At 66.4% G+C, this 15,705-nt stretch carries 14 protein-coding genes and 1 pseudogene; 4 read left to right on the forward strand and 11 right to left on the reverse strand.

The features are described from left to right. Positions 1-63: 63 nt before the first annotated feature. On the forward strand, positions 64-1,482 hold the full coding sequence (locus AB0J78_RS01835) for a PIN-like domain-containing protein (protein ID WP_363785918.1): 1,419 nt from the start codon (positions 64-66) through the stop codon (positions 1,480-1,482). Positions 1,483-1,592: 110 nt separating this feature from the next. Here the strand turns inward: AB0J78_RS01835 and AB0J78_RS01840 are convergent, their stop codons facing one another. The 4 genes from AB0J78_RS01840 to AB0J78_RS01855 all read right to left on the reverse strand — a co-directional run bounded on the left by AB0J78_RS01840 (position 1,593) and on the right by AB0J78_RS01855 (position 4,731). After that, entirely contained in the window at positions 1,593-2,075 is a 483-nt protein-coding gene (locus tag AB0J78_RS01840; RefSeq protein ID WP_363785920.1) for a hypothetical protein, read from the reverse strand. Beyond that, positions 2,072-2,359 (reverse strand): helix-turn-helix transcriptional regulator, encoded by a 288-nt coding sequence (locus tag AB0J78_RS01845; protein ID WP_363786381.1) that lies wholly within the window; start codon positions 2,357-2,359, stop codon positions 2,072-2,074. The genes AB0J78_RS01840 and AB0J78_RS01845 overlap by 4 nt, the downstream gene beginning before the upstream one ends. An 811-nt stretch (positions 2,360-3,170) precedes the next feature. After that, positions 3,171-3,386 (reverse strand): pentapeptide repeat-containing protein, encoded by a 216-nt coding sequence (locus AB0J78_RS01850; protein WP_363786383.1) that lies wholly within the window; start codon positions 3,384-3,386, stop codon positions 3,171-3,173. A gap of 100 nt (positions 3,387-3,486) precedes the next feature. Continuing rightward, the gene (locus AB0J78_RS01855; protein ID WP_363785923.1) at positions 3,487-4,731 is read right to left on the reverse strand and encodes an MFS transporter; all 1,245 of its coding nucleotides are present in this window, start codon (positions 4,729-4,731) and stop codon (positions 3,487-3,489) included. Positions 4,732-5,142: 411 nt separating this feature from the next. Between AB0J78_RS01855 and AB0J78_RS01860 the strand changes: the two genes are divergently transcribed. Next, on the forward strand, positions 5,143-5,616 hold the full coding sequence (locus AB0J78_RS01860) for a hypothetical protein (protein ID WP_363785925.1): 474 nt from the start codon (positions 5,143-5,145) through the stop codon (positions 5,614-5,616). A gap of 82 nt (positions 5,617-5,698) precedes the next feature. Here the strand turns inward: AB0J78_RS01860 and AB0J78_RS01865 are convergent, their stop codons facing one another. The 6 genes and pseudogenes from AB0J78_RS01865 to AB0J78_RS01890 all read right to left on the reverse strand — a co-directional run bounded on the left by AB0J78_RS01865 (position 5,699) and on the right by AB0J78_RS01890 (position 11,403). After that, positions 5,699-6,268, reverse strand: a complete 570-nt coding sequence (locus tag AB0J78_RS01865) for an alpha/beta fold hydrolase (RefSeq protein ID WP_363785928.1) — start codon at positions 6,266-6,268, stop codon at positions 5,699-5,701. Positions 6,269-6,634: 366 nt separating this feature from the next. Then, positions 6,635-8,986: an excinuclease ABC subunit UvrA gene (locus AB0J78_RS01870; RefSeq protein WP_363786385.1), complete on the reverse strand. Its 2,352-nt coding sequence runs from the start codon at positions 8,984-8,986 to the stop codon at positions 6,635-6,637. Between the two features lie 11 nt (positions 8,987-8,997). Beyond that, positions 8,998-9,407 (reverse strand): annotated as a pseudogene (locus AB0J78_RS01875) (VOC family protein). A gap of 10 nt (positions 9,408-9,417) precedes the next feature. Continuing rightward, positions 9,418-9,858: a helix-turn-helix transcriptional regulator gene (locus tag AB0J78_RS01880; RefSeq protein ID WP_363785931.1), complete on the reverse strand. Its 441-nt coding sequence runs from the start codon at positions 9,856-9,858 to the stop codon at positions 9,418-9,420. A gap of 57 nt (positions 9,859-9,915) precedes the next feature. Further along, a complete protein-coding gene (locus AB0J78_RS01885) occupies positions 9,916-10,503 on the reverse strand; it encodes a TIGR03086 family metal-binding protein (protein WP_363785933.1) in 588 nt (195 codons plus the stop codon). A gap of 252 nt (positions 10,504-10,755) precedes the next feature. Continuing rightward, positions 10,756-11,403, reverse strand: coding sequence for a hypothetical protein (locus AB0J78_RS01890; protein ID WP_363785936.1), 648 nt, complete (start codon positions 11,401-11,403; stop codon positions 10,756-10,758). A 62-nt stretch (positions 11,404-11,465) separates the two neighbouring features. On the opposite strand from AB0J78_RS01890, the gene AB0J78_RS01895 reads away from it, so the two are divergent. Beyond that, the gene (locus AB0J78_RS01895; RefSeq protein WP_363785939.1) at positions 11,466-12,911 is read left to right on the forward strand and encodes a PLP-dependent aminotransferase family protein; all 1,446 of its coding nucleotides are present in this window, start codon (positions 11,466-11,468) and stop codon (positions 12,909-12,911) included. A 386-nt stretch (positions 12,912-13,297) separates the two neighbouring features. Here AB0J78_RS01895 and AB0J78_RS01900 read toward each other — a convergent pair whose 3' ends face one another. Continuing rightward, a complete protein-coding gene (locus AB0J78_RS01900; RefSeq protein WP_363785942.1) occupies positions 13,298-14,026 on the reverse strand; it encodes a hypothetical protein in 729 nt (242 codons plus the stop codon). A gap of 486 nt (positions 14,027-14,512) precedes the next feature. On the opposite strand from AB0J78_RS01900, the gene AB0J78_RS01905 reads away from it, so the two are divergent. Next, complete coding sequence (locus AB0J78_RS01905) at positions 14,513-15,670, forward strand: S8 family serine peptidase (RefSeq protein ID WP_363785944.1); 1,158 nt, start codon at positions 14,513-14,515, stop codon at positions 15,668-15,670. The last annotated feature ends 35 nt before the right edge of the window (positions 15,671-15,705 follow it).

Here is a 15,705-nt window from a genome sequence, read left to right on the forward strand (position 1 = left end):
CCCCGAGAACGGGATGCAGACTCAGGGACGACGTCCTACGGCCGGGTCACTATGTTGTCCCCTGTGACGGACAACCCTGAAGACCGGCGCCGGTTGACAGTCGACTTTGCGGGCTTGCTGAATCAGAGGCGGGTCCCGCCGGAGCGCTTCTTCCAGTGCGGGCTGGTCGTCTTGGACGCCAACGTTCTGCTCGATTTGTACCGGCTTACCCCGGAAGCTCGCGCTCAAGTGCTCGATGCCTTCACAAGGGTGGGTACGAGGCTTTGGGTGCCGCATCAGGCTGCTACCGAATTCAGTCGGAACCGTAAACGTGTCGTCGAAGACCGCATGTCATCGTTCAGGAAGGTGCGACGACTCTTACAGACCGCTGAAGCAGACGCTGTCGCCGTGCTGGAGTCTGCGGTGTCGCGTTTGCAGGAGCTCCGCGACGTTAACGGCACTACCAGGGCGTGGGATCTTCGAGCGGCGGAACTTGATCAGGAGCACCTCGCTTCCCGTCTCGACGGGCTTATGGTGCCAGCCCTCGAAGAACTGTCGACCTTGGAGGAAGAGCACGACCTGCATCCGAAAGACATGCAGCAGGTTGATGCCGTACTATCGCAGGTCGACCAACTTCTAGCCGGCCGCATCGGACCGGCGTTCCGCCCCGAAGAGCTCCGCGCATTGGTCGAAGAGGCCCACGCCTTTCGCTTCCCAAACGAGATCCCTCCTGGCTTTCGCGACGCCTCCAAGGAAACGCCGTTACGTGCGGCGGGAGACTACTTGCTCTGGCGTCAGACAATCGATAGGGCAGTGCAAGAGGTCCATGGTGAGCGTCTCGTCATGCTGATTACGAAGGACTTCAAGAGCGACTGGTGGGAGTTAGACTCGAAAAGGCGGCCCCGAGGCCCTCTTCCTGAGCTTGTGCAGGAGATGCGTGACCTTGCTGATTCCGACCTGCTGCTGATTTCTTTGAAAGATTTTATCGAGGGTGCAAGAAAATATCTGTCGTCAACGGTTTCTGATGAGACGCTGGAACAACTCCGAGAAGCCAGTGGTGACGTAGAATCATTGCTGCCTGCAGAATTCCGCGAACCGTCCTCTGTGCCTGACCTCCAAGAGCTTCCGCCTCTCGAATTCGAGCGACTTATCCGTTACCTCCTAATTCAAATGGGGTACAACGTCGAGGTAGGCCCGTCTCTCGCTCGCCCTTACGATTTTTGGTTAACGGCAGGACCTGAGATGGAAAATGTTCCTGCCATTGTCGAAGTAAAGCGTTACAGAAGGCCTGTTCCTTCCGAGGTGGTCTATCAGTTAATTGGCGCTGTCCGACACACTTCCGCGCGATCGGCAATGTTGATCACTTCGAGTTCATTCGCGAAGGAAGCTCAGTGGATCGCCGAGGCGGAGCCAATCGAACTGATCGACGGAAAGATGCTTGTTGAACTGTTGGCTGGCCATGGAATTCAGGCCCAGATTGGGGGGCGAAAGAAGGGTGATTAGTCAAGTCGCGCACCTTCGCGGAAAGTCAGCGGTCCAGCCCCGTTGAATTCGCACGACCCGTAGTCAGAAAAAAGAGCGTCCAGGATGAAACCTAGACGCTCAATACGCGGTTAGCGGCTACCTTGCCGCACTCGTGCACAGTTTGTGCAGTTCGCGTCCGTCATGAGGAACTTTTTGCTCTCCCGGTATGCGCCGTGGCTGAGCTCCTTGCCGCACTCCGTTTCGGCGCGGCCATCCCACACGTAGATCCGCCCGTGATGGATGACGCTACCTTCGATCACGTTGCTGATGAAGCGGATGCCGACGGGTTCTGAGGCGGCCAGTGTGCTCGGGCTGCGCAGTCGCGCTCGCAAGGCCCTTAGGCGGCTCGGCAAAGCATCAGTCAGGCCTGCAGCAAGGAGGTCAGCAACGAACAGTGGGCGTTCGACCCTGCTGTGCGCGTAGAAGGCCGCGAGGTGTTCATCTCGGCGCGGGTCATCCTTTGGGTAGATTCGGACCAGCAGTCGCAGCACGAACCCGGGCGCGAAACCGAAGACAAGCAACACCATAAGCAGGTTGTGCCAGGACACAACTGCTTCGAGTAGTTCCGTCAACCCGCCCACCCCATCCGAAATCCACGGGGCCGCCCTTCTGCCTCGGCGGCATGCAGCATTGCAGCAAGTTCATGCCTGCCTCGGTCCGTCAACTCGTAGTAACGCCGTGGTGGCCGCCCCTTGATCGTCGACGGATCTTCCCATCCGTCGACGAGCCAGCCTTCATTAAGCAGACGAGTCAGCATCGGGTAAAGCACTCCGGAGCGGACGCCGGCCTGCCTGCCGAGCTCGTATCCCCAGTGCTTGCCGGTCGGGTCTTCTAGCAGTGTGACCGCGACCTGCATCAACGCATGAGTTCTCCTCATCGGGCTATCCTACATAGGTATTCCAATATCTAGGTAGGGGGTCCAGGGTGAGGACGCCAGGAAGAAGCGCGCCTACCTCCCGGCGCCTGGGAGGCATGCGATTGCTGGAGTGTCCCGTCTGAACCAAAAGGTCGTCGCGTCGTTTCCTGGGCCGCCGCGGGGAAGTTTGCAGGCTACGCGCGGTTGTCCCTGCTTACCTTGCACTCTCGGCCAGCGTCGCGGTCATCATGCACCGGAAACTTTCCGTTCTTGTTCAACGTGAGTTTTCGGCCGCAGCACGGGCACTCGCGACGGCTTCGTGGCCGTGCACAGCGGTCCACGCGGTGGACGAAATTCGAGGTCCCAGAGGCAGGACAGCGCTTCTGTGTCCAGCCGCCGAAGAAGTGCACCTCTTCGAGGTAGTGGACTGGCACGGCGCGAGCCTTGGTCATTCGTAGGGGTAGGCAACACTCCGCACAGTGCATCTTTCGCCCTTCTGTCGAGCCCGATGTGGTGGATGATGCCCGAGTCGTTCGAGCCCAAGCAGCCACCGAGCGGGCGACACCTTCGCTGGCGACGTCGAGGTGCCCTCGAAAGCCGGTGTGCAGCCCCTGTTCAATGAGTGCGACGTGGCTGGCGCGGTCTCATTTTTGGTCTCGTTCATCGCCGTTCAGCGGAGGTCTGACTACTCGCCTGAAGTTCACGGTAGGTCTTTGACCAGCAAGTATCGGGCGATCGGCCTTTGCTGAACCGATGATCGTAGAACTGAAAAGCGGAAGGTCGGCGGTTCGACCCCGCCCCTGGCCACCGCTCAGAGCTGCGAAAACAGCCCCCGTTGATCTCGACGGGGGCTTCTTCGTCTCATTTTTCGTCTCAGTTTCATCCGGGTTGTGGTTCTGAACTGCCGATGCGTCCAGGTGCACTTGTCGGCTTGTCCCGAGAGCTTGGTCTCGTTTAGGCGCGCGCCTCGAAGGTTCACCTCGCCTACGTTCGAGTGCCTCAGATCGGAACCGGCGAGGTTTCGAATTTGCGAGTCGGGTGCTGCTCAACATCTGGCGTTCGAACGTCCCCGGGGCATTTGGTCCGGCAATAGGTGTTGGGACGCGGGTCGGGTTGGTGGAGGGGTGTCAAGCGTCGTTTGCTGAGGGTGTTTCCGACACTGCTCGGTTGTCTGGATGTTCTGGGGGTTTCACCGCGTGTGCGGGGAAGCGCGGTGTGAGCCAGCGGAGACCGTAGATCGCGGCGCTGGCGCTTGCTGCGACGAGCATCCAGGGGACCCACACGCCTGCAGCAAACAGGCCGGCGAGCGCGGGGGCGAGGGCCTGGGGAATGGTGAAAGCGTACTGAAAGGTGGCGAGGTAGCGGCCTCGCATTTCGGGTGGTGCGGCAGCCTCGGCGAGCGCGTTGACCCGCGTTGCGGACAGCAGGGCCGCGGCGGCTTGAAGCAGCGTTGCCGATAGCAGGAAGGCCGGTAGCGATGCTGGGGTGATGAAGACGGCAGCGAGGCTCATCAAGCACCACACCACGCAAAGCCCTGCGCTGATAGCAAGCGTCGTGGTCCGGGCGAGATACCGGGTTGCACGGACGGCTGCGGTACCACCGATGCTCAACGAGGTGGTGAGCAAAGCCAGCATCAAGCCCGGAAGCCAGGCGGGGCCGGTGAGTTGTTCGAGCACGTAAACGGGAACGCCCACAAGGAAAAAGTCGCTTGCCAGCGCGAGCAATGCCGTGACCGCGATAAAAATCAGGAACGGCCGATCTTGCAGGACTCCCCGACTGCCGGGCTCCGTGGCTTGCTGCGAATCTCGTGAAGCACCTGCCCCCTGGACAAACAGGGCCAGCACCAGAGCACACGCGATGAAGCTGAGTGCGTTGACGCCCACCACGAGCCGGAGTCCGGTCGCCCCGAGTGTGCTCAGAAGCCCGCCACCGGCTAGCGCGCCGAGCCCGAAACAAGCAGACCGCACCATGCCCACGACGGCAAACGGCCTGTCTTTCGCGCCTTCTCCGTACACATCAGCGATCAGCGAGAACAGGGCGCAATAGAAGAGCTGGAGCCCGGCGGCAAGCAGGATCGCGGCCAGGAACGTCACCGCCACGCCATCGGCCACGAGATAGCTCAACGCGCCGAGCGCCTGCATGAGCTGGGCGGCGATGACCACGGTTCGTGGCCCCACTCGGTCGACGAGCCGCCCCGCCGCGGGTGGGACAAGGAACCCTACGAGGGTGCCCGTTGCCACCACGATGCCCGCGAGCGCGAGCGGTATGCCAACGACCCGCGTCGCGTACACCAGCGCCAAAGGCAGGAACAGCCCAGAACCGAAATCGTCCACTCCCAATGCGACCAGCAGGGCGAGCCAGCTTCGCCTCACCAAGGAGCCACCCTCTCGATCACGAATAGCGGTCGTGTGCTGCCCAAGTGCACGAACGGGTCACGTTAATCGATTCGCCGGTTCGTGGTCATGAGCTGGACGACGTAATCGTGCGGATCGAGTCAAACCGGTGGGACACAACCCGCAGACTGTTCGATCGATCTGAGAACTGATCCACAAGTCGACAATGAGATGTGGGCGTTTTCGAGCGTTCGGGTGGCTGGCGTTCCCCGGCGTCGCGGTGACGACGCGGCAGCCCGTCACCGGTGTGACGCGAAGTGAGCTGCGTCGCGTCGGCGGCTCGCGCTGTCACGGATGCCGCCTCGGTCCCGTCGTCTCCACGACGAGCACTTCGTCCCGCCCTTCGCGACCAGAGGAGAAGGGCGCTCGCATCGAGAACAGGAGGAGCTCGTGATCAGTTCAAGCGAAGCGCGGCAGGACAAATCTCCGAAGGTCGTGATCGATCGTGCGTGCCTTGCGGTTCTGACCTTCGCATCCGTGTTCACCGGCGCGTGGGCGTACTTCGCGCCGAGGTTCTTCTACGACTCCTTCCCCGGTCTCGGCCTGAGCTGGTTACCGCAGCTGGGGCCGTACAACGAGCACTTCGTCAAGGACGTCGGGGCGATGTTCCTGGCGTTGGCGGTGCTCAGCGCGGTCGCCCTCAGGCACGCCGATGACGGGCGGTCGTCGCGGATGGCGGGGGCGGTGTGGCTGGTGTTCAACGTCCTGCACTTCGGCTACCACGTGACGATGCTGCACATGTACGAACCGCTGGACCAGGTCCTCAACGTGATCGTGCTCGGGGTTCTGATCGTCGTTTCGGTCCCCCTGGTGGCGCAACCGCGTGCTGACGGCCGGAGAGCTGGTGGAGACCGGCGGTTCTGAGCCGCTGCGAATATCCACAGTGGACCTGAGTCGGGGTGGCCCGGATCGAGATCCGCCGGACCGCCCCGTTCTCAGGTCACCGTCATGCGACGAACGTGCGGACGTCCTGCGACACGCCGTCGTCGCTGAGGAAGCCGAGGTGCGTGATGCACCCGGTCTGGGTGTTGCGCGCGCCCGAGACGACCGTGCTGTCATCGGGGTCGATGGTCTCGTCGCAGGTCGACCACCACGTGCCGTAGCTGACCGCGCCCGGTGATTCGTCCCCGTCGTTGAGGGTGGTCAGGAATTCCGACCCCGGCCGCATCTCCACGCAGGACGCGTCGAAGCAGGTGTTCGCCGACGTGGTGCCGTGGTTCGGGCCTGCCAGCGAGACCCAGTCGTCGACCTTGTCGGCTCCGCCGACGAACTTGAGGTACCAGCGGCTGTTGAGCCCGCCCATCGAGTGCGTGACGATGTCGACCTCGGTCGCGCCGGTCCTGGCGAGCACGTCGTCGACGACGGCGGAGAGCTGGTCGGCGGTGGTCTTGTTCGACTGCGAGGTGTTGTAGTTCCAGGCGGTGAGCTCGCCATCGGTGTAGCCGTCGGCCTTGAAGTCGGCCACCAGCTCGTTCCAGTTGGAGGCGCTGCCGTTCCAGCCGTGAACGAAGATCACCGGATTGCGTTCGACTGCTGTCGCGGGTCCTGCGGTGAGGGGCAGAGCGGTTGCTGCCGCTAAGGCGGCGGTCACGAACAGACGGGTTCCGCGCATGGGTTCCCTTTCGCTTGGAGGCAACATCGCCGGGCGGATGAACCAACGGCTTGCCGCTCGCGGAGGTGCGCCTGCCCGGTTCTCATCACCCCGATGGCCGCTAACCGCGTTATGGGGCGTTTCCGAGCGCGCTCGCGAAGAGCCTGGTCGCGGGTGATGGGAGCCCGAAGCGGTGCGCATCACTCCGGAAAGTCCCCAGACCAAGCGCTGAGCAGAGGAATCCCCTGCCGATCTCGGGAGGGGATTCCTCGGGGCGTTACTGCAAGGCGCTCAGGCTCGGACGTAGTCGGCGAGGTGTCGGGCGGTCAGCGTCTTGCCGGACGCGACCAGGTCGGCCGGGGTGCCTTCGAAGATGACCTGACCGCCGTCGTGACCGGCGCCCGGACCGAGGTCGATGATCCAGTCCGCGTGGGCCATGACCGCCTGGTGGTGCTCGATGACGATCACCGACTTGCCGGATTCCACGAGCCGGTCGAGCAGGCCGAGGAGCTGTTCCACGTCCGCCAGGTGAAGACCGGTGGTGGGCTCGTCGAGGACGTAGACGCCGCCCTTGTCACCCATGTGCGTGGCCAGTTTGAGGCGCTGCCGCTCGCCACCGGAGAGCGTGGTCAGCGGCTGGCCGAGGCGCAGGTAGCCCAGGCCCACCTGGTCCATGCGCTCCAGGACCTTGTGCGCGGCGGGCGTTCGGGCGTCCCCGCCGCCGAAGAACTCCTCGGCCTGGGCGACGGACATGTCCAGCACCTCGCTGATGTCGCGCCCGCCGAAGCGGTACTCCAGCACCGAGGCGTTGAACCGCTTGCCCTCGCACTCCTCGCACGTCGTGGCAACGGTCTCCATGATCCCGAGGTCGGTGTAGACGACACCGGCACCGTTGCAGGTGGGGCACGCGCCTTCGGAATTCGCGCTGAACAGAGCGGGTTTCACGCCGTTGGCCTTGGCGAACGCCTTGCGGATCGGGTCGAGGAGCCCGGTGTAGGTCGCCGGATTGCTGCGCCGCGAACCGCGGATGCCGCTCTGGTCGATGGACACGACGCCTTGTGCTGCCGGGAGCGAACCGTGGATCAGCGAGCTCTTGCCGGAACCCGCGACCCCGGTGACCACGCACAGCACGCCGAGCGGCACGTCGACGTCCACCTCGCGCAGGTTGTTCGCCGTCGCGCCGCGGATCTCCAGCGCACCGGTGGCCTGGCGGAACTCCGACTTGAGCGAGGCCCGGTCGTCGAAGTGCTTGCCGGTCACGGTGTCGCTGGTGCGCAGACCAGCCACGTCGCCCTCGAAGCAGACCGTGCCGCCGTCGGTTCCGGCGCCGGGACCCAGGTCGACGACGTGATCGGCGATGGTGATCGTCTCCGGCTTGTGCTCGACGACCAGGACCGTGTTGCCCTTGTCGCGCAGCCGCAGCAGCAGGTCGTTCATCCGCTGGATGTCATGCGGGTGCAGCCCGATCGTCGGCTCGTCGAACACGTAGGTCACGTCGGTCAGCGACGACCCGAGGTGCCGGATCATCTTGGTGCGCTGGGCTTCACCGCCGGACAGGGTGCCGGCGGGCCGGTCCAGCGAGAGGTAGCCGAGGCCGATCTCGACGAACGAGTCCAGGGTGTGCCGGAGCTTGCCGAGCAGTGGTTTCACCGACGGTTCGTCCAGCCCGCTGACCCATTCGGCCAGGTCGCTGATCTGCATCCGGCAGACGTCGGCGATGTTGATGCCCGCGATCTTTGACGACCGGGCTCCTTCGCTGAGCCGGGTGCCGTCGCACTCCGGGCAGGTCGCGAAGGTGATCGCGCGGTCCACGAAAGCGCGGATGTGCGGCTGCATCCCCTCGCGGTCCTTGGCCAGCATCGACTTCTGGATCCGCGGGATCAGACCCTCGTAGGTGACGTTGACGCCCTCGACCTTGACCCGCGTGGCCTCCTTGTGGAGCAGGTCGTGCAGCTCCTTCTTGGTGTACTTGCGGATCGGCTTGTCCGGGTCGAGGAACCCCGAACCCATGTAGATCCGCCCGTACCAGCCGTCCATGGTGTAGCCGGGGATGGTCAGCGCACCCTCGCGCAGCGACTTCGAATCGTCGTAGAGCTGGGTGAGGTCGAAGTCGGAGACGTTGCCGCGTCCCTCGCACCTCGGGCACATGCCGCCGGTGATGCTGAACTCGCGGCGCTCCTTCACCTTCGTCCCGCCGCGTTCCATCGTGACCGCTCCCGCCCCGCTGATGGAGGCGACGTTGAACGAGAACGCCTGCGGTGAGCCGACGTGCGGTTTCCCGAGCTTGCTGAACAGGATCCGCAGCATCGCGTTCGCGTCGGTGGCGGTGCCGACCGTGGAACGCGGGTCCGCGCCCATCCGCTCCTGGTCGACGATGATCGCCGTGGTCAGCCCGTCGAGCACGTCGACGTCGGGTCGCGCCAGCGTCGGCATGAAGCCCTGGAGGAACGCGCTGTAGGTCTCGTTGATCATCCGCTGCGACTCGGAGGCGATGGTGCCGAAGACCAGCGAGCTCTTGCCCGAACCCGACACGCCGGTGAACACGGTCAACCGGCGCTTGGGGATCTCGACGCTCACGTCCTGGAGGTTGTTGACCCGCGCCCCGTGAACCCGGATCAGGTCGTGGCTGTCGGCGATGTGCATCGCGGCTCCGTTCACTGCGCTTCCTGGATTCTGATCATGTTCCCGGCGGGGTCCCGGACGGCGCAGTCGCGCACGCCGTAGGGCTGGTCGGTGGGTTCCTGGACGATCTCGGCGTCGCCGGCCTGCAGCGCGTCGAACGTGGCGGTGAGATCGGGTGTGGCCAGCAGATTCCGGCGTAGGTCCCCTTGGCCATCATCTCGCTGATCAGCTGCCGCTCGTCGTCGGTGATGCCCGGGTCGACGCCCGGCGGGTGCAGCACGATCGAGGTGCCGGGCTGTCCGGGCGGGCCGACGGTCAGCCAGCGCATCCCGGCGTAGCCGACGTCCTTGCGGACCTCGAAGCCGAGCAGATCGCGGTAGAAGGCCAGGGCCGCCTCCGGGTCGTCCTGCGGGAGGAAGCTGGCGTTGATGCTGATGTCCATGGCAATCACGCTATGAGCTGCTTCCCGACGGCGCTTCTCGATTCCTGACCGGTCTGGTGACCTGCTTGGCCAGGCACGGCACGATCGCCGCCGTCCCGGCCGCCTCGCGCCGGTACGTGCTGGGCGGGACCCCGACGAGCTCGGTGAACCGGGTGCTGAAGGTGCCCAGCGACGAGCAGCCGACCTCGAAGCACACCTCGGTGACGCTCAGGTCGCCTCGCCTCAGCAGCGCCATCGCCCGCTCGATCCGCCTGGTCATCAGGTAGGCGTAGACGGATTCGCCGTAGGCGGCGCGGAACCGCCTGCTGAGGTGTCCAGCGGACATGTTCACCCCGCGCGCCAGCGCCTCGACGTCCAGCGGCTGCGCGTGCTCGCGGTCGACCCGATCCCGGACCTGCCTCAGCAAGGCGAGGTCCCGCAACCGCGCCGACCTGCCCGATGCCCCACCCACCTGCGAAATCCTGCCACGCCCGTCCGACAACCGCGCCCGTTTCATCCCGAAACGGGATCAGGGCTCGCGGCCGGTGAAGGCCAGCAGCTCCTCGAACGGGCTCGCGTCCTCGGGTGCCGACGCGGCCGCGCCGAACATCCCTTCGGCGCGCAGCTCGTCCTCGCTGCTCTGGGACTGGAACCGCAGGACGGCGTCGACGGCGGCATCGTCCGGTGAGTACGGCAGGCCGACCGCGCGGGCCAGGTCCCAGCCGTGGATCACGGTTTCCGACAGGCTGATGTTGGCGACGACCCAGCCCGGCGTCGGGCCGAACGCGAACGCGAGCTGCTGATCGAGAACGCCCGGCCTGCTGAAGGCTGCCAGGGTGAGCCGCGCCGCTTCGCCGAACGCGGTCGCCATCTCGTCTTCGGAGAGCTGCGGGTCGTCGGCGGGCAGCTCGGGGGCCTGCCCCGCCGCGACCTGCCCGAAGTACCTCGCACCACCGACGAGATGACCGCCGACCTGGCCGACGGTCCACCCCTCGCACGGGCTCGGATCCCCGAACCGCTGCGGCGGTACCGCCCGCAGCACCGCGGAGGTGTCTTCGAAGGCCCGCTCCAACGACCCGACCAGCTCAGTACCCGTCACCGGTTCTCGCTTCCGCATGTCCGCTCCTCGTCTCCGCGCTGTCGCAGAGGTAGACCGGCGATCCGCTAGGAAGTCATCGCCGCGGCGATCTCCCGGGTTTGTCGGTGGCCCCGGGTAGCGTTCGGATGACCGCGGGTGGGGAGGTCCAGAAGTAGCGACGCCCCCGCGCTCAACCGGCCTGGGGGTTACCGGGAGTGCGGGGGCGTCAAGGTCCACCCCTGGGGGTCAGGTGGACGGCGTCAATGCTACTGCGTGGTATCCGAGATGTCTCTAGGGGCAGAGATCTTTTTTCACGCGCACGGCGGTGAACCGGAGGCAGGTTTGTGTGAGTGGCCCGATCGCCACCGCGTAGAGGACCGTCCCGAGGCCGGCAGTCCCGCCGAGCAGCCAGCCCGCTGCGAGCACGCAGACCTCGATGGACGTCCGCACCAGGCGCACCGACCAGCCCGTTCGCGCGTGCAGCCCGGTCATCAGCCCGTCCCGAGGGCCCGGCCCGAGGCGGGCGCCGACGTAGGTCGCGGTCGCCAGCGCGTTGAGCACGACCCCTGCGATCAGCAGCGGAACCCTGATCCCCAGAGCCTCCACCGGTGGGAGAAGGGCGAGGGTGGCGTCCACCGCGAACGCGATCAGCAGCACGTTGGCGACCGTGCCCACGCCCGGCCGCTGCCGCAGCGGTAACCAGGAGAGCAGGACCGCGACGCCCACCACCGCGCTCGCCATCCCCATGCTCACGCCCAGCCGCTCCGAGATCCCCTGGTCGAGCACGCTCCACGGCGACAGGCCGAGGTCGCCGCGCACCATCAGCGCCAGGCTCGCCCCGTAGAGCAGGAGTCCGCCGATGAGCTGCGGGAACCGGGCGTGCGGGCGGAAGCGCACTGACAGCGGAGAGAGGTCCAGTGGAGCGGGGATCGAAGCCATGACTCCTTTCCTACCCGCGAATTGGACTTCATATCGATAGCCAATCGGGCTAGATTGGACTCATGTTGCCGACTCCGGGTGCCCACATCTACGGCCAGAAGCTCGTCGATCTCCTCGGAACCTGGCACGGCGCGTCCCGACCCTCTTCGCAGCTGCTCGCCGAGGGCGTTCGCCAGCTGGTGCTCGACGGACGGCTACCGCCGGGAACGCGGCTGCCCGCCGAGCGGGAGCTCGCCGCCGCCCTCGACGTGAGCCGGACCCTGGTCGCCAGGGCGATCGAACGGCTGCGGGAGGACGATTTCGTGGCGAGTCGGCGAGGCGCCGGCTCGTGGGTGAAGCTGCCGGATTCGCGGCGGGGCAACGAGATGCACGGCGGTTGGTTCCCGTCCAACGACCCGGGTGTGATCAACCTGGCCCAGGCGACCCCGGGAGCTCCGCCCGAGATGCGCGCAGCCGTGGAGCGCGCGCAGGTGCGCCTCGCCGAGCAGCTCGGTGACCACGGTTACCAGCCGCACGGGCTCCCCGCGCTGCGCACCCGCATCGCGGAGCGCTACACCGCGCGCGGTCTGCCGACCAACCCCGAGCAGATCCTGGTCACCAACGGCGCTCAGCACGCGTTCGCGCTGGTCCTGCGCACGCTGGTCGCCCCCGGCGAGCGGGTCCTCGTCGAACACCCCACCTACCCCAACGCCGTCGAGGCCCTGCGCGGCCACGGGGTGACCCCGGTGGCCGTGCCGATGACCGACGACGGCTGGGACCTGGAGCTGCTCAACGCCACGCTGCGCCAGACCGCGCCCCGGCTGGCCTACCTGATCCCCGACTTCCACAACCCGACCGGTGTGCGGCTGGACGCCGAGGGCCGGTCGCGGCTGGCGACGGCTCTGGCGAGGACCTGCACGAACGCGGTCATCGACGAGACGTTGATCGACATCGACCTCACCGGCGAGGAACCCCCGCCGCCGATGGCGAGCTTCACCGAGCGCGCCATCACCATCGGCTCGGCGGGCAAGTCGTTCTGGGGCGGGTTGCGGCTCGGCTGGATCCGGGCCGGCGAGGAGTTCGTGCAGCGGCTGGTGCTCGGCCGGGCGGCCGTCGACCTGGGCACGCCGGTGCTGGAGCAGCTGGTGCTCGCGGAACTGCTCGACGACGCCGAACCGGTTCTGGCCCGGCGGCGGGAGGAAACTCGGCAGCGGCTCGACGTCTTGGTCGCCGCACTGCGGGAACACTTGCCGGAGTGGCGTTTTCGCTCACCCGACGGCGGGTTGTCGCTCTGGTGCGACGTCGGCGAACCCATCTCCAGCAGGCTGGCGGTCGCGGCCGAGGCACATGCGGTTCGATTGGCGCCGGGCGCTCGCTTCTCGGTGAACGGATCTCTGGAGCGCTGGATCCGGGTGCCCTACACGTTGCCGGGTGAACGGCTGGTCGAAGCCATCCAGCGGCTCGCTGCGGCAGCGGGTTCGGTGCGGCCAGGACCAGCACCGAACCCGCTCACCGTTCCGATCGCCTGAAGCTGACACCCCTCGTAGAAAGCTTCAGGCCCGCGCCAGGTGAAATCCGTGCGAACTCCCGTGCGGTCTCCGCACGGATTCCACCCCGGAGTAGTCGCCGGCCGCCCGTCGGCACGGCCCCTCGACGTGCCGACGGGCGGTTCGACCAGAGGGCGCCACCCCGGTGCCGCAGGGGCAATTGCGGCACCGGGGCCAGGGCCCAGTCCTGTTCTTTCAGCAGGTCAGAGACGCTTAATCAGCGATGTTCTTGATCGACGCTGCCGGACAGGCTGGTGGCGCCCCGTTCCGATCCGGTCGGGCGCAGGCGTCCGGATCGGAGTTCATCGGGTGGTGTTGACACCAGGGTCACCGCAGAAGCGGTGATGCGCAGGCCGGAACTGCCGCGATCAGTCAGGCGACGCCGTGGTTTCGGCCGATCGTGTGTTGACGTTCGGTCCGATGTCGCGCTGGGCCACCAGGATGGCAGCGGTGCCCGAGAGATCAGGTGCGGTGGGCAGGATGGCGTGCGCGTTGCGCAGGCCGCCGACACCACCGACGCTCGCCGTGGTCAGCGAGCTCGCGGGAGGCGAGCAGGGAGACGGCACGGCAGGGCTCGAACTGTCGCCGTCCGGCGCTTCGTCCGCATCAGGTGCCCGGGGCCGTGCGTCATCGCGAGCGGTGCTGGTTCCCGACGCCTTCACCGATTTGCGGACCGCCGGCCCGGTGACCACGGCGCTGGACGGTGCGTTCGACTGCTCGTCGGCGACGGCGTGGGTGTTCTTGTGACGTGCGCTGCTGCCCTTGCCCAGCGAGTCGTGCTCGCTCTGGGAGGCGGAATTCGCCTGGGAGGAGGAGTTGCCGTTGGCCGAGGAGCTGGCGCTCGCGGAGGCGTTCCCGCTCGGCACCGCGCTCGCGTTGGAGTTCGCCGACGCGTTGGCGGTGTCGGGGGCCGCCGGTTCGGCGGGTGCGGCCTTCTCCGGTTTCGCCGGTTCTGCCTTCTCGGGCTTTTCCGGCTGAACCTTTTTCGGTGGGTCGGGCTTCTCGGTCTCGACCGACTTCTGAGGCTTGGTGGTCTTCTGCTGGGAGACCTTCCCGGCGGGCTTCGACGATTTTCCGGAGTCCGAGCCCTTGGCCATTGATCCCGCGGAGTGATCAGCGGAGTCGGGCTTGCTCGACGCTGATGCCGAAGCGGGCTGCGATACGCCCGGTTTGTCGGCGTGCGCATTCTCAGCGGCTGAAGCCGCGGTCGCACCGCCGACCATCACTCCCAGGCACAAACCGCTGAAGAGAGAGGCCCTGACCAGAAACGCAGCGATCCGCGAACGGGGACCGCGCACTGCGCGAATTCCCATCACGGTCACCACCGCCAATTCCGGTCGAGTCGCGCCACGTGGCGCGGTGGAGCAACGGTTGCGCCACGATCGGCGCCGCCGGCTGACATTCAACCACCCCAGGGGGCGATTTCGGACCACCTCGAGCGACGATCACGACAGTTGGGCCAGCATTCTCCATGCATTTGGAGGACCCGGAAGGGGCCAAATGTTGTCGGAAGGGATGACTCCCTTTCCCCGAAGGGGTCTCGTCCGCTGTGGACCTAGACCGAAAGCGGCACAGTGTCCGCTGTGGATCAGGATCAGAATCAGGAACGGCTGGGTCTTGCCGAACTCCATCGCATCTGGACGTCCTACGGGCACGAGATGCTGCTGCACGATCCCGGCGGCGATGGCGAATGCCTGGTCAGGCGCGGTGAATTGCTGGCCCCGGCGGACTCGCTGGATCCGGTGCTCGACCGGTACCGCAGATGGATCGATCGGGTGCACCACGACGAAGACCTGCTGCTCGCCCGAATTCGGCTCCGCGATGCCGAACGCGACCATTGCGTCGACCTGGCCGGAGAGGCCGCCGGTGCGTCGGTGAACAACGTCCACGTCGGAAGTCCGGTCATGTTCGGAACGCCGGTGATGTTCGGCACCGGAGAAAAACCGGAATTCACCCATCCGGTTGCCGAGCCGCCTTCGGTCGAATGGGAACCACCGGTGTTCGTCGGCGTGCTCGACACCGGTTGCGACCCGCATCCCTGGTTCACCGGCCGTCCCGGATTCGAAGCTGTTCCGGAAGTGTTGGACGCCGACGACGATTCCGGGCAGGACCGGCAGGCCGGGCACGGCACCTTCGTCAGCGGAGTCGTCCTGCAGCACGCCCCGGGCGCGGTCATCCGGCCGAAGCGCGTGCTGTCCTCGCTGGGATTCACCGACGACTACACCGTCGCCTCCGGTCTGCGGGCTCTGCGGCGTTCGGCGCAACGCCGGGGCGAGTCGGTCGACGTGGTCGTGCTGACCTCCGGCTGCCACACCGCCGACGACCGCTGCCCGGAGGTTCTGGCCTCAGCGCTGCGCGCGATGGACCCGGCCGTCGTGGTGGCCGCGGCCGGCAACCACGGCCGGACCCGGCCCTTCTGGCCCGCGGCGATGCCCGAGGCGCTGGCCGTTGCCGCGACCGGGGCCGACGGCAAGATCGCCCCGTTCTCCAACACCGGCGACTGGGTCGACGCCGCGGCGCCGGGTGTGGACGTGCGCAGCTGCTTCGTCCGGATGGCCTCCGGCGGCGACCGCGACTTCGGCTTCGCCCGCTGGAGCGGGACGTCCTTCGCCGCGCCCCGGGTCGCCGCCGTGATCGCCACGGCCCTGCAAGCGGACCGCAACCGCGCACGGGCGCGCGAACTCGTCGAGCACTGCTACCCGTACGGCACCGCGCTGCCGGAGCCCGTCGCGGCCGAGTGATCAAGTACCGCATTTCTTGACCCGATCGTGGGGTA

It is taken from the genome of Saccharopolyspora sp. NPDC049426, assembly GCF_040676935.1.
Taxonomy (GTDB): Bacteria; Actinomycetota; Actinomycetes; order Mycobacteriales; family Pseudonocardiaceae; genus Saccharopolyspora.